Origin of the sequence: Providencia sp. PROV223, from assembly GCF_028479245.1 — a bacterium.
Classification (GTDB): Bacteria; Pseudomonadota; Gammaproteobacteria; order Enterobacterales; family Enterobacteriaceae; genus Providencia; species Providencia rettgeri.
Genome location: NZ_JAMPNG010000033.1, coordinates 1 through 13,753 on the forward strand (window position 1 = coordinate 1; position 13,753 = coordinate 13,753).

The 13,753-nt window shown below is 41.7% G+C and carries 15 protein-coding genes; 9 read left to right on the forward strand and 6 right to left on the reverse strand.

What is annotated here, in order from left to right:
• The 3 genes from PR767_RS20790 to purD all read left to right on the forward strand — a co-directional run.
• The coding region (locus tag PR767_RS20790; protein ID WP_272520890.1) for a hypothetical protein at positions 1–180 on the forward strand (180 nt) is incomplete at its 5' end.
• A gap of 191 nt (positions 181–371) precedes the next feature.
• Entirely contained in the window at positions 372–1,961 is a 1,590-nt protein-coding gene (purH, locus tag PR767_RS20795) for a bifunctional phosphoribosylaminoimidazolecarboxamide formyltransferase/IMP cyclohydrolase (protein WP_109913179.1), read from the forward strand.
• Positions 1,962–1,978: 17 nt separating this feature from the next.
• Positions 1,979–3,262 carry a phosphoribosylamine--glycine ligase gene (gene purD / locus PR767_RS20800; RefSeq protein ID WP_109913180.1) on the forward strand — a complete coding sequence of 428 codons (1,284 nt, stop codon included), beginning with the start codon at positions 1,979–1,981 and terminating at the stop codon, positions 3,260–3,262.
• 237 nt (positions 3,263–3,499) lie between these two features.
• Here purD and PR767_RS20805 read toward each other — a convergent pair whose 3' ends face one another.
• The 6 genes from PR767_RS20805 to nudC form a co-directional block, all read right to left on the reverse strand.
• Complete coding sequence (locus PR767_RS20805; protein ID WP_117163043.1) at positions 3,500–4,126, reverse strand: DUF1481 domain-containing protein; 627 nt, start codon at positions 4,124–4,126, stop codon at positions 3,500–3,502.
• Positions 4,127–4,215: 89 nt separating this feature from the next.
• Positions 4,216–4,488, reverse strand: coding sequence for an HU family DNA-binding protein (locus PR767_RS20810; RefSeq protein WP_004264522.1), 273 nt, complete (start codon positions 4,486–4,488; stop codon positions 4,216–4,218).
• Between the two features lie 199 nt (positions 4,489–4,687).
• A complete protein-coding gene (locus PR767_RS20815) occupies positions 4,688–5,275 on the reverse strand; it encodes a YjaG family protein (protein WP_272520891.1) in 588 nt (195 codons plus the stop codon).
• 74 nt (positions 5,276–5,349) lie between these two features.
• Complete coding sequence (gene nfi, locus PR767_RS20820) at positions 5,350–6,021, reverse strand: deoxyribonuclease V (protein WP_272520894.1); 672 nt, start codon at positions 6,019–6,021, stop codon at positions 5,350–5,352.
• 109 nt (positions 6,022–6,130) lie between these two features.
• Complete coding sequence (hemE, locus tag PR767_RS20825) at positions 6,131–7,195, reverse strand: uroporphyrinogen decarboxylase (protein WP_272520892.1); 1,065 nt, start codon at positions 7,193–7,195, stop codon at positions 6,131–6,133.
• Between the two features lie 92 nt (positions 7,196–7,287).
• Entirely contained in the window at positions 7,288–8,079 is a 792-nt protein-coding gene (gene nudC, locus PR767_RS20830) for an NAD(+) diphosphatase (protein WP_117163045.1), read from the reverse strand.
• Between the two features lie 249 nt (positions 8,080–8,328).
• Between nudC and PR767_RS20835 the strand changes: the two genes are divergently transcribed.
• Genes PR767_RS20835 through PR767_RS20860 form a run of 6 tightly spaced genes read left to right on the forward strand, consistent with a single transcriptional unit; the run spans position 8,329 to position 13,645 of the window.
• A complete protein-coding gene (locus PR767_RS20835; protein ID WP_109913185.1) occupies positions 8,329–9,381 on the forward strand; it encodes an ABC transporter substrate-binding protein in 1,053 nt (350 codons plus the stop codon).
• Positions 9,382–9,410: 29 nt separating this feature from the next.
• Positions 9,411–10,226 carry an alkaline phosphatase family protein gene (locus tag PR767_RS20840; protein WP_272520893.1) on the forward strand — a complete coding sequence of 272 codons (816 nt, stop codon included), beginning with the start codon at positions 9,411–9,413 and terminating at the stop codon, positions 10,224–10,226.
• Positions 10,226–11,128 (forward strand): ABC transporter permease, encoded by a 903-nt coding sequence (locus PR767_RS20845; protein ID WP_109913187.1) that lies wholly within the window; start codon positions 10,226–10,228, stop codon positions 11,126–11,128. Before PR767_RS20840 ends, PR767_RS20845 begins: the two co-directional genes overlap by 1 nt.
• Positions 11,118–11,948, forward strand: a complete 831-nt coding sequence (locus PR767_RS20850; RefSeq protein ID WP_109913188.1) for an ABC transporter permease — start codon at positions 11,118–11,120, stop codon at positions 11,946–11,948. The genes PR767_RS20845 and PR767_RS20850 overlap by 11 nt, the downstream gene beginning before the upstream one ends.
• Positions 11,948–12,964 (forward strand): ABC transporter ATP-binding protein, encoded by a 1,017-nt coding sequence (locus tag PR767_RS20855; protein WP_123381800.1) that lies wholly within the window; start codon positions 11,948–11,950, stop codon positions 12,962–12,964. Before PR767_RS20850 ends, PR767_RS20855 begins: the two co-directional genes overlap by 1 nt.
• An 18-nt stretch (positions 12,965–12,982) precedes the next feature.
• Positions 12,983–13,645 (forward strand): HAD family hydrolase, encoded by a 663-nt coding sequence (locus PR767_RS20860; protein WP_115166450.1) that lies wholly within the window; start codon positions 12,983–12,985, stop codon positions 13,643–13,645.
• Positions 13,646–13,753 lie beyond the last annotated feature (108 nt).

The window sequence follows — 13,753 nt, forward strand, 5'->3', positions numbered from 1 at the left end:
ATGCGCATTATAGGGAGTCAGAAAAATCTGGCAACCCCTTTTTTGCATTTTTTTATTCAACTGCTGCATTCCACAGCAAAACCCCTACTTATACTGACTTATGCACGAAGTTATCCACAACCTGAAAATAATTTTAAAATTATCGCGCATTACGCAAACGTTTGCGTTACAATTGGTTAGAAATTTCAGCATTGATTTTGTTTTTATGTTCTGAAATTGTTAGTGACTTATATATTGTTATAGAGAAAGTTGGCAAATTCCGCTTTGCTTTCATCAATAGATATAATAGGTATATAAGAAAAGCTCGTTGAGTTTTTCACTGACTGATATTCGTTATTGCCTTATTTATTCAAATCCAAGGGATCTATCTCATGCAACTGCTTCGTCCTATTCGTCGTGCCCTGCTTAGTGTGTCTGATAAAACAGGGGTTGTTGAATTCGCTAAGGCGTTATCTCAACGTGGTGTTGAGCTCCTATCTACCGGCGGTACTGCAAAGTTACTCGCTGAGTCAGGACTAAACGTAACTGAAGTTTCAGATTACACAGGGTTCCCTGAAATGATGGATGGCCGAGTAAAAACATTGCACCCGAAAGTGCATGGCGGAATTTTAGGTCGTCGTGGTACGGATGATGCCATTATGCAACAGCATGATATTGCACCGATTGATATGGTCGTTGTTAATCTATATCCATTTGCCCAAACCGTGGCAAAACCAAATTGTACCCTTGAAGATGCTGTAGAGAATATTGATATCGGCGGCCCAACCATGGTGCGCTCCGCGGCTAAGAACCATAAAGACGTAGCAATTGTAGTAAATAGTAATGACTATCAAATCATTATTGATGAAATGGATAACCACGAAAACTCACTCAATTGGTCTACGCGGTTTGACCTCGCAATTAAAGCTTTTGAACACACTGCAGCTTATGACAGCATGATTGCGAATTACTTTGGTGAATTAGTTGCCCCTTATTATGGTGATACGACCCAGCCTTCTGGCCGTTTCCCTCGCACCTTGAATTTAAATTTTATTAAGAAACAAGACATGCGTTACGGAGAGAACAGCCATCAAGATGCCGCTTTTTATATAGAAGAAAACCCAAAAGAAGCGTCTATTGCAACTGCTCAGCAGATCCAAGGTAAAGCCCTGTCTTATAACAATATCGCTGATACCGATGCAGCTCTTGAATGCGTTAAATCATTCGAAGAGCCTGCTTGTGTCATTGTTAAACATGCAAACCCTTGTGGTGTCGCTATCGGTGATTCGATTCATGCTGCTTATGATAACGCATTCAAAACTGATCCAACTTCTGCTTTTGGCGGCATTATCGCTTTCAATCGTCAATTAGATAAAGAAACTGCTCAAGCCATTATCGATCGCCAATTTGTGGAAGTCATTATTGCGCCTTCTGTTGCTAAAGATGCACTACCTATTCTTGAGACTAAACAAAACGTTCGCGTACTTGAATGTGGCGAATGGAGCAAACCAGTTACAGGATTAGACTTTAAACGTGTGAATGGTGGTTTATTGGTACAAGACCGTGACTTAGGTATGGTTGAAAAGGAAGCGCTACGTGTAGTCACAAACCGCCAACCTACAGAGCGTGAATTAAAAGATGCTATGTTCTGCTGGAAAGTCGCGAAGTTTGTGAAATCGAATGCGATTGTTTATGCCAAAAATGACATGACCGTTGGAATTGGTGCAGGGCAAATGAGCCGTGTCTATTCTGCAAAAATTGCAGGTATTAAAGCCGCTGATGAAGGTTTAGAAGTCGCTGGCTGTGCAATGGCCTCAGATGCCTTTTTCCCATTCCGCGATGGTATTGATGCCGCAGCTGCTGTTGGAGTAACCTGTGTTATCCAACCAGGTGGTTCTATCCGTGATGATGAAGTCATTGCGGCGGCAAATGAACATGGTATCGCCATGATTTTCACTAATATGCGTCATTTCCGTCACTAATTATTAGGAGTCTAGTAATGAATATTTTGATTATTGGTGGCGGCGGCCGTGAACATGCCTTAGCTTGGAAAGCGGCTCAATCCCCTTTAGCAAATAAAGTGTATGTTGCCCCAGGCAATGCAGGCACAGCATTAGAGCCGACCCTTGAAAACGTCAATATTTCGGCAACTGATATCAATGGATTGCTTCAATTCGCCAAAGATAAGCAAATTGGTTTAACTATTGTCGGCCCTGAAGCACCATTGGTTATTGGTGTAGTCGATGCGTTTAAGGCTGCTGGCTTAACTATTTTTGGCCCAACCCAAGGTGCTGCACAGCTTGAGGGTTCAAAAGCATTTACCAAAGATTTTTTAGCTCGTCATCATATTCCTACTGCGGCTTATGAAAATTTTACTGAAATTGAACCTGCTTTAGCTTACTTAGACAAAGTAGGCGCACCAATCGTGATCAAAGCAGATGGGCTTGCTGCAGGTAAAGGGGTTATTGTTGCAATGACTCTGCAAGAAGCGAAAGAAGCTGTTCATGACATGTTAGCAGGGAATGCCTTTGGTGATGCAGGCCACCGTATCGTGATCGAAGAATTTCTTGATGGTGAAGAAGCGAGTTTCATCGTTATGGTAGATGGTGAAAATGTCATTCCAATGGCGACTAGCCAAGATCACAAACGTGTTGGTGATGGTGATACTGGCCTAAATACAGGTGGAATGGGCGCTTACTCCCCAGCACCTGTTGTGACAGATGAAATACATAAACGCGTGATGGAACAAGTCATTTACCCTACAGTTAAAGGAATGGACCAAGAAGGAAACCGCTACCAAGGCTTCTTATATGCAGGTTTAATGATTGATAAAGCAGGTAACCCAAAAGTTATCGAGTTTAACTGCCGTTTTGGCGATCCTGAAACTCAACCTATTATGATGCGCTTGCAATCGGACTTAGTCGCTTTATGTTTAGCTGGCGCGAAAGGTGAGTTAGCAGGTAAAGATTCATTATGGGATGAACGCCCTGCTTTAGGGGTAGTAATTGCTGCAGGTGGTTACCCAGGTGATTACCACAATGGCGATGTAATTTCAGGTTTACCAACCACTGAAGCCACGGATAGTAAAGTTTTCCATGCTGGTACTCGCATGAAAGATGGAGAAGTCGTGACTGCCGGTGGTCGCGTCCTATGCGTAACAGCATTAGGTAATGATATTGCTAAAGCACAAGCCAAAGCTTATGAAGTCGCCAAAGCCATTCACTGGAATGATAGCTTCTACCGCAACGACATCGGCTACCGCGCTATCGCTCGTATAAAATAATACAAAGTACTAAACCATTCCCTGAGCTGATAAGAGGAAACTTTTATCAGCTTTTTTATTTTCTATTTTTTGAATTTGTTTTTGCCTTTGACCATTCACACAGACAATGGCTCTAAGTATTTCGAATCACAGCAAAGCTGCAAGAGAGAGAGAATCTCTAGGAGCATACATAAGTATGTGACTAGAGTGAGCGAACGTAGCAATATAGCTGTGGTTCGAAAGACGACGAGCGATTATTTATAAGCTATCTTTAGAAGGTTGCCAGCGGCAAAAATCGGTATCAGCTACCATCAAAAGCTGGTTTCCCTCTGAAGACTCCAACCACGCTAAATTTAGCTGGGAATGCCACACTTTCGCACGGTTTTGTAACCACTTTTCAGCATAGGCTTCAAAAGTCACTTCGCGCACATCACCCTCACAGGTGGTCACTTTGCCTTGTTGCCAGCGACCTTGATAGAGTTTGACGCCGCCGACAATCAGTGCAGTGTTTGTCTCGAGTATGCGTTCTGCTTCAAAGCGCCAACGCGTGATTTCATCAGCCGAAAGTGATGTTTTATGGCCATCTTGAGCACGCTGCATAAAAATAACGTCATTATTTTTATCGAAACGTAATTGTTCAGTGATATCACCATTTTTTTGATTCAAGATTTGGCTACGAATTTGCCAGAGGTTACCAGAGCGGTACTCGAAGAAATTAACGGAAGTGTCTGTGCCTTTATAGGGGCTATAAACCACCATTAAGACCAGAGGTTGGCTTTTTGCATTATTTAGCCGCCACATACGAATGACGCCATCATCGGCAATAAAACCGCTTGCACTAAACTCAGGTAGCTTTGGTGCATTAGAAGAACAGGCGCTTAGCATTGAGATGGCTCCCAATACCAGCAACCCTTTTTGAATAAACAAAAGGGGTAGTTTTTTACCCCTTCTGGTGATTCGTCTGTACAATGTTCTTATTTTACAGCTTCTTTCAGTGCTTTACCGGCAGAGAAAGCGGGTACAGTTGTAGCAGGAATTTGAATTTCTGCTTTAGTTTGTGGGTTACGACCAGTACGCGCAGCACGGTGGCTAACTTTAAAAGTACCGAAACCGACCAGTTGGACTTGCTCGCCTTTTTTCAGCGTTTCAGAAATAGCATTCAGAGTAGATTCTAATGCCGCTTTTGCCTGAACTTTGGTCAGGTCCGCTGATTCTGCGATAGCATCAACTAATTCAGTCTTGTTCATAAATTATCCTTACACAGTGTGTTTATCGTTTGCAAAGCATCGAGTGCGTCGGATATGCCAAATTGACAGCCCCTGATACACGCCCCCGATAGCCACTTCTTCTCGCCCCTAAATGTAGACCAGAGTAGGGGCAAATGTGAAGTCTTAGTACTCAGCATTACTGCGTCAAGTCACGTTTTCGATAATGAAAATGCGAAAATCAGCTTAAAGTAATACCTATATTGCTCACCCCCGCTTCGCGGAGGTCAGATTTTAATCCTTTAATTAACTCTAAGTCGCGCTCTTCACAAGCTGCCAGTAAGCGGAAAATGTCCCACTGGATATCCCATTCTTCTTCAACGGCCGAGATTTCTTTGAGTTCTTCTTCTGTCATTTCCCGCCCTGCTTGAGTCATTTCGAGCATGGCAACTGTACGAATGGATGCTTCGCTAACCAATATTGCGTGTTCGAGGGTTTCACCGCTCAATTTCGAATGAATAATTTCACCTAATGCAATACAGGCATCAATAGCTGGATACACACCATACATATCGAAATCATCTGCTGATGGGATAATTTCTTCTAATTTTTCTAACTGATTATCGAAATTGACTTTGCTATCTTTAATGACCAAAGTTTCCCAAACTAAATCAAGGATGGAACGATAAACTTTTGCATCGGCAAATTCAGTTTGCTGACAAAACATTTGAAAGTTCGGATACATTCTTTCACATAGGCTCGCCATGAAAGTAGTATGTTGCCAGCTTTCTAATTTTTCCAACCTCAAATGAATGGGATTTCTTAACATAATTTCTGACTCATCAATCTTAATACTTCGCAGTTTACCTGAAAATCTGTCAATGCCACATATTTTGCTGATAATTAGCTGATTTTCTCATTCATTCGCTTAAAAAACGTTCGATTTGATGCAATTCCGTCAGCAAAACGCGTCGGTTCTGGCAACCGATAGCCTCTTAGACACTGCTTAACCCACGCTAGGGAAGACGAAAAACCTACTTTATGCCCCGGCGAAACATATAATGGTTTGCAGCGTTTTTTACTCCGCAACACCCAACCGAGTTGATTTTCACCTGCCATTAACGGCTGAACACTTTCAGGCTCTTCACTTAACTCAACCGCATCACCACATAAACGGCTTTTTGCTACACCAATTGTGGCTATATTCGCTTGTAACCCAAAATGGCAGGCAACACCAAACCGCCGCGGATGTGCAATCCCTTGCCCATCCACAAGCACTAATTCAGGTTTGTTTTGTATTTTTTCCCACGCCGCCATTAACCCTGGGACTTCACGAAAAGAAAGTAATCCCGGAATATAAGGCAATTGAGTCGGTATTCGAGCTATTTGATACTCAACAAGTTCTAACTGTGGCCAAGATAGTACAGCTACCACTGCACGTGTAATAGTGCCTTGCTGTTCAAAGCCTACATCGGCTCCACCAATCAATTTGAGTGATGGAAATTCATCCTGCAAAATGATTTTTGAAGCTTCGCTAGTTTGTTCTTTTCGTAATCGTTGAGTATCTAAAACCATCATGCGTCCATTGCTTATGAGATTTAATTATTCTTAATCATAGATGATAATGGTGTACTTACAAGATTCTATAAATACACCACAAATCAAGAAGATCAATAAACGATAGTTATTGATGATATTGGCGGGATAAACGGTGAACAGCATCCACAAATGTACCTGCATGCTCAGGTGGAACATCCTGATGGATACCATGACCTAAATTAAATACGTGCCCTTCACCTTGGCCGAAGCCTGATAGAATATTTTGCACTTCTTCTTCTATACGAGCCGGTGGCGCATATAACATGGATGGGTCCATATTACCTTGTAAAGCAACTTTATCACCGACACGACGACGAGCATCTGCAATTTCAGTCGTCCAATCAAGCCCTAATGCATCGCAACCCGTTGCAGCCATTTCCTCTAACCACTGGCCGCCACCTTTAGTGAATAAGGTGACAGGAACACGGCGACCGTCATCTTCACGAATTAAGCCATCAATAATTTTATGCATATAATTCAATGAAAACTGTAAATAATCACGCTTAGTTAAGACCCCACCCCATGTGTCAAAAATCATCACGGACTGTGCACCTGCTCGAATTTGAGCATTCAAGTATAAAATGACACTATCTGCCAGTTTATCTAATAACAAATGCAATGTGTTCGGGTCTTCGTACATCATCTTTTTGATTTTAGTGAATGCTTTGCTACTGCCGCCTTCCACCATATAAGTTGCCAGTGTCCACGGGCTACCAGAGAAACCAATTAGTGGCACACTACCTTCAAGCGCTTTACGGATGGCACGAACTGCATCCATCACATAACCAAGTTCCATTTCAGGATCAGGAATAGGGATATTTTTTACATCTGCTGCGCTCATAATCGGTTTATGAAAACGTGGGCCTTCACCCGTTTCGAAATATAACCCAAGCCCCATTGCATCAGGGATAGTGAGAATATCAGAAAATAAAATTGCAGCGTCTAATGGAAAACGACGTAATGGCTGTAATGTCACTTCACAAGCCAATTCGGTATTTTTGCACAGAGCAATAAAATCACCAGCTTCAGCGCGTGTTGCTTTATATTCAGGCAGGTAACGCCCTGCTTGACGCATCATCCATACAGGGGTCACATCTACAGGCTGACGTAGCAAAGCGCGTAGATAGCGGTCATTTTTTAACTCAGTCATTATTTACTCCATTATTATAAGTGGCCGCCGCAAATGGCTAAGAGCGAAGTTCATTATTGTATCATGTTAATGGTAACAATATCAGCGCTGTGCTATTTGCCCGTTTCATATTCACTCTGACGACACAATGCGACCGTATCTTCAATCAAACGTCTAGCGATTGTGTCTGCCGGTGGGATCAACGGTAATTCATTGTAATGATACCAATTTGCGCTCACCAGTTCCTTAGGGTCTACTTTAATATCACCACTCTCATAATCCGCGAGAAAGCCCATCATTAAGGAATGAGGAAAAGGCCATGGTTGTGAAGATACGTAACGAATATTTTTCACTTTTATATGGCTTTCTTCCATGACTTCGCGCATAACAGCTTCTTCTAATGTTTCACCAACTTCAACAAAACCCGCAAGTACAGTAAATAATGGATTTTGCGAATGGCGCCGGTGCTGAGCCAATAGAATATGGTCATCACGGCGGATCCCCACAATAATACAAGGGGCAATCTGCGGGTAATAACGCTCATGGCAATGGTCACACAAACACGCCCATTCTGTTTCGCTATGGCGCATTGCCGTACCACAATAGCCGCAATAACGATGAGAGCGATAGAATTCCGCCAATTGCACACCTCGCCCAGCAAGACGAAATAAACCTTCATCTTGCGCAGCAACGATACGGGGAGATGACATATCTGATGGCATTTTTTCGGCGATCAACCAGACAATTTCCCCTAGCCACTCACCGATTGGCGTTGCTGTTTTTCCTTCTAACAAATAGTCCTTTGCCATACCTCGTGGAATATCCCCATGAGGTAACCACAAACGCCCGGAAAAACAGATAAACCACCAACCACTTTCTGTTCCTGATAATTTTAACTTATTCATTTTTTACATCTTTTGTTAGTTTTTATTGTCGATAAGATCAATCTATTAATGACACAATACACTTCTTTGACACAATGTCATTCAAACGTTTGTTTCATTATTTTTCTTTGTCAATTTTGACACTTTTTAGACGTTCCATTCCATAAAATGTCTAAAAACTGTCATAAAAGGATCAACTAACTGTCACTTCTTAAAATTAGGATGCTAAGTAACCAATACGGTTCACCGTTCTGCAAAAGTGAGAAAATAATGAAAACTATCGTTCCTGCGATTTTACTATCATTGACCGCATCCAGTGTGACATTAGCTGCTGATGCTAATTTAGCAGAGTTAATCGATGCAGCGAAAAAAGAAGGGCAAGTTTACAGCGTTGGAATGCCTGATACTTGGGCTAACTGGAAAGGAACTTGGCAAGACTTAGCGGCACAATATGGCTTGAAGCATCAAGATACTGATATGAGCTCCGCTCAAGAAATTGCCAAATTTGCCGCAGAAAAAAATAATGCGACAGCAGATATTGGTGATGTCGGTGCTTCTTTTGGGCCTGTTGCCGTGCAAAAAGGAGTGACTCAACCTTATAAACCAACAACGTGGTCACAAATTCCTGATTGGGCAAAAGACAAAGACGGTCATTGGGCTTTAGCCTATACGGGGTCTATCGCTTTTATGATTAATAATGATTTAGTGAAAGATGCACCGAAAAGCTGGGATGATTTACTAAAAGGGAAATATAAAGTCACCGTTGGGGATGTTGGTATCGCTGCACAAGCCAATAATGCTGTACTAGCTGCCGCATTTGCCCGTGGTGGTGATGAAAATAACCTAAAACCTGCCATTGAGTATTTTGCTGAACTCGCCAAACAAAAACGCCTATCCGTTAATGATCCAACTGTCGCAAATATCGAAAAAGGTGAAGTCGAAGTTGGCATCTTATGGGACTTCAACGCACTGAATTACCGTGATCAGATCAATCGTGATCGCTTTACAGTTGTGATCCCATCTGACGGTTCTGTCATTTCAGGTTACACCACTATCATCAATAAATTTGCCAAAAACCCAAATGCGGCAAAATTAGCTCGTGAATTTATTTTCAGTGATAAAGGCCAATTAAACCTTGCAGAAGGCTATGCTCGACCAATTCGTGCACAATATTTAACCTTACCTGATGATATTAAAGCCAAATTACTACCCGAAGAACAATATAAAAATGTTCAACCCATTAAGAATGCAGAAGGTTGGGAAAAGTCGTCTCGTAATCTCCCTAAAATGTGGCAACAGCAAGTTTTGATCCACCAGCAGTAATTTAATGTATTGATTTTAGGAAAAAATTGATGTCTGAGAAAGTCATACTTGTTGTCCTTGACGGTTTAAGTTATTCAGTAGCCCATCATTGTATGGGCTATCTCAACGGTTTAATCAAAGCCGACAGTGCAACACTTTACCGATTAGAGTGCGAGCTTCCTTCGATGTCTCGCCCTCTATATGAATGTATACTAACGGGAGTTCCACCTGTCAAAAGCGGTATTGTAAATAACCAAATTGTCCGGTTATCCCATTTTGACAGCATATTCTCTCTTGCTCGCCTTGCAGGTAAAACAACTGCCGCCGCTGCTTATTATTGGGTGAGTGAACTGTATAACCGAGCACCTTTCGTAGCAACAAGAGACCGTTTTACCCATGATGAGTCGCTAACCATCCAACATGGCTGCTTTTATCAAGCAGATCATTACCCTGATGACCATTTATTTGTTGATGCGGAATATTTACGTAGTCAATTTGATCCTGATTTCTTATTGATTCACCCTATGAATATAGATGATACAGGGCATAAGTTTGGCTTTGATTCCCCACAATACCGTAATGCAGCACGCCATGCAGATATTATCCTGTCGAATTATATTCCTACATGGGTTGAGCAAGGTTATCAAATTCTGATCACGAGTGATCACGGTATGAATAATGATCGCAGCCACGGAGGGACACTCCCTGAAGAGTGTTTAGTTCCATTGTTTGTTGTCGGTTCGCAATTTTCTCATCAACCCTGCAATATTGAGCAAACTGAGATTTGTGGAACCATTTGTCGTTTACTTGGAACCCACTATCTCGATAAACCAGTTTGTGATGCGCTGTTACAAGGAGATTTGTAATGGCTGATATTCCTGCCCCCTGTGAACAGGCATACCAACAACAGGGAAAAATTGCCATGTTAAAAAAACGCTTTGCTCGTTTTCATTGGCGTGCGGCACTGCTACTGCTGCCATTCTTTGTGCTGTTTAGTCTATTCCAAATCGCCCCAATGATTTGGGTGCTAATTAATAGCTTTATCTACGAAGAAGCATGGTCATTAGGTAACTACCTTGAAGTATTCAATAATGATTTTTACTTACAAGCGTTTGAAAATACCCTATGGCTTTCCGTTATTTGCAGTGTAATTGGCTTATTCATTTCCAGTATCACGGCATTTTCCATTTATAAAATGCAAGGGAAAATTCGCCGGATAATGATCTCCTTCACCACCATGGCCAGTAATTTCAGCGGTGTACCCCTTGCTTTTGCATTCATTATTATTTTGGGCTTCAACGGCGCGATTACCTTACAACTCAAGGCATGGGGAATTATCGAAGATTTTAATATATACAGTGCCAGCGGGTTAATGCTGTTGTATGTGTATTTTCAGATCCCATTAGGCGTTTTGTTGCTCTACCCCGCCTTTGATGCACTAAAACCGGAGTGGGAAGACGCTGCGAAAACAATGGGAGCAAGCAAGCTAACCTATTGGTTAAAAGTTGCTATTCCAGTGCTTTCCCCTGCTTTACTTGGTACTTTTATTATCCTAATTGCTAATGCCATGGGCGCATACGCCAGTACTTATGCCTTAACGAGTGGTAATTACAACCTTGTGACTATCCGAATTGCCAGTTTAGTTTCCGGCGATTTGTTTCTCGAACCGAATATGGCTGCTGCGTTATCAATGCTACTTATCGCTATCTTAGCTTTTATTACTGCTATCCATCATTGGTTAATCAAGCGGAGCTACCATGCAAAATAATAATGTGATTAGCCAAGTGATAACCAATAACAATAAACCCTCTGGATTATGGCTCCATAAGTTAGTATTAATCAGTGTTGCTAGCCTATTAGCGCTACCTATTATTGCCACATTTTTGTATTCCATCGCCAGCTCTTGGGGAGCCACTGTGCTACCCGATGCCTTGTCCATCAAATGGTATCTACAATTGTGGCAAGACCCGCGTTTTCTCATGGCATTTGGTCGTTCATTAATAATTTGCTTTGGTACGTTGCTGGTTAGCACATTAATTATTTTGCCGATGACATTTGCGGTATTTTATCGGTTCCCTAAACTCAAAGGGGTGATGGATTTACTGATTATTTTACCCTTTGCGATTCCGCCTGTCGTCTCGTCGGTGGGCTTGCTGCAAATATTTGCCGATGAACCATTCATGTTAGTTGGCACTCCTTGGATCCTGATTGGTACTTATTTCACCATCACGTTACCTTTTATGTATCGTGCTCTTGCGAATAGCTTTCAAGGTATTAATTTACATGACTTAATGGACGCTGCACATTTACTCGGCGCCAGTACTTTCCAAGCTTTTATGATGATTGTGTTACCAAATATTCGCAAAGGTATGTTGGTCTCATTATTAATTTCATTTTCATTTTTAATGGGTGAATTTGTGTTTGCCAATATTCTAGTGGGAACACGTTATGAAACCTTGCAAATCTATCTTTTCAATATGCGACAAACCAGCGGACATTTCACTTCTGCTCTGGTGATGTCATATTTTCTGTTTACCTTATTGCTGACATGGTTAGCAATGCGATTAAATCGTTCAGGAGATGAATGATGAGTTATGTTATTGCGGAAAACTTAGCTAAATCTTTTGGTACTAATCAGGTATTTGCTGATATTCAGTTTACTATCGAAAAAGGCGAATTTATTACCCTACTGGGCCCAAGTGGTTGCGGAAAATCAACTTTATTACGCTGTATCGCAGGACTTGAACAACTTAATGATGGTGAACTTTATATTAATCGCCAGAATGTAACCCACCAAGCTGCGCAGCAACGCGGGGTGGGTATGGTGTTCCAAAGTTATGCGTTATTTCCCAATATGACTGTGGTTGACAATATCGCGTTTGGTTTAAAAATGCGTAAAATTGATAGCCAAGCAAGGTCTAAAGCAGTCGCTGAAGTGATCGAATTAGTTGAGTTACAAGGAAAAGAACAACAATTTCCCCATCAGCTATCAGGTGGACAGCGTCAACGAGTAGCACTCGCAAGGGCATTAGTCATGAAACCGCAAATTTTGTTACTTGATGAGCCACTGTCTGCTCTTGATGCTCGCATTCGCAAGCACTTACGCCAGCAAATTCGCCAGATTCAACGCGAATTAGGTTTAACGACAATTTTTGTTACTCATGATCAAGATGAAGCGATGATTATGTCTGACCGTATTTTTCTTATGAATAAAGGCCAGATAGTGCAAAGTGGCACGGCAGAGAATATTTATACCCAACCAGCAACAGAATTTGTCGCTCGGTTTATGGGGCATTACAACCTTGTTGACTCCAAAAAAGCCAATACGATGTTAGGTCTTAATTTACAAGGTACACTTGCTATCCGCCCTGAGTCTATATATGTCAAAGAAGCAGGTCGCCAATATGGTAGCCATATTTCTCACCCTGTTGATGCTATTATTGTTGACCATCAATTATTGGGAAATATCATTCGTTATAGCGTCGATACACCTGCTGGTCACATGACAGTTGATTTACTCAATCGCTCATCAGAACGCTTATTTGAGCCAGGCACTCGTCTTGAACTTATGTTTAATAAAAATGAAATTCGCACACTTAGTTAATAATCAGATAGGAATATAATGCAAAACAAACTGGCCATTTTTGACTTAGATGATACGTTAATTCAAGGTGATAGCAGCGTATTGTGGACGCAATATCTGTGGGACAGGCAAATTATCAACGACCCACAGTTTGTAGAGGCGGATAAAGCCATGATGGCGCAATATAATGCAGGCACATTAGATATGCCGACTTACTTACGTTTTAACCTGCAAACTCTCGCCAATGTAAAAACGGAACAAGTAGATATCTGGCTGGATGATTTTGTACAAAGCGTGATTTTACCGCGGATCTACCCTGAAGCGATTAGAACGATCGCAAATTATCGAGCTAAAAGGATCCCGATTATTGTGATCTCCGCAACTGTTTCATTTATTGTGAAAAAGATCGCCGAAAAACTTGGTGCAGACGTCGCCATGGGGATCGATATTAAACAACAAAATGGCTGCTATACGACCGAAATTGACGGTATCCCAACCTTTAAAGAAGGCAAGGTTAAACGCCTTATGGATTGGGTTCGCCACCAGCCAATCACTGATGCCTATGTATATTTTTATACCGATTCTGCCAACGACCTGCCCATGTGCCAATTTGCCGATGAAGTATTTATTATCAACGGCGACGAACGCCTAACGCAAGCCGCACTCGAACACAATTGGCCACAATATCAGTGGAATTTATAAACCTTATTTTTATCTCAGCCTTGATTTCAATTTTTTAGGTTTTAACTAACTCGCCTTTCAAAGGTTCCTCTAAATTATTCGTGCTAGAGGAAGGAGATAAATAGAATT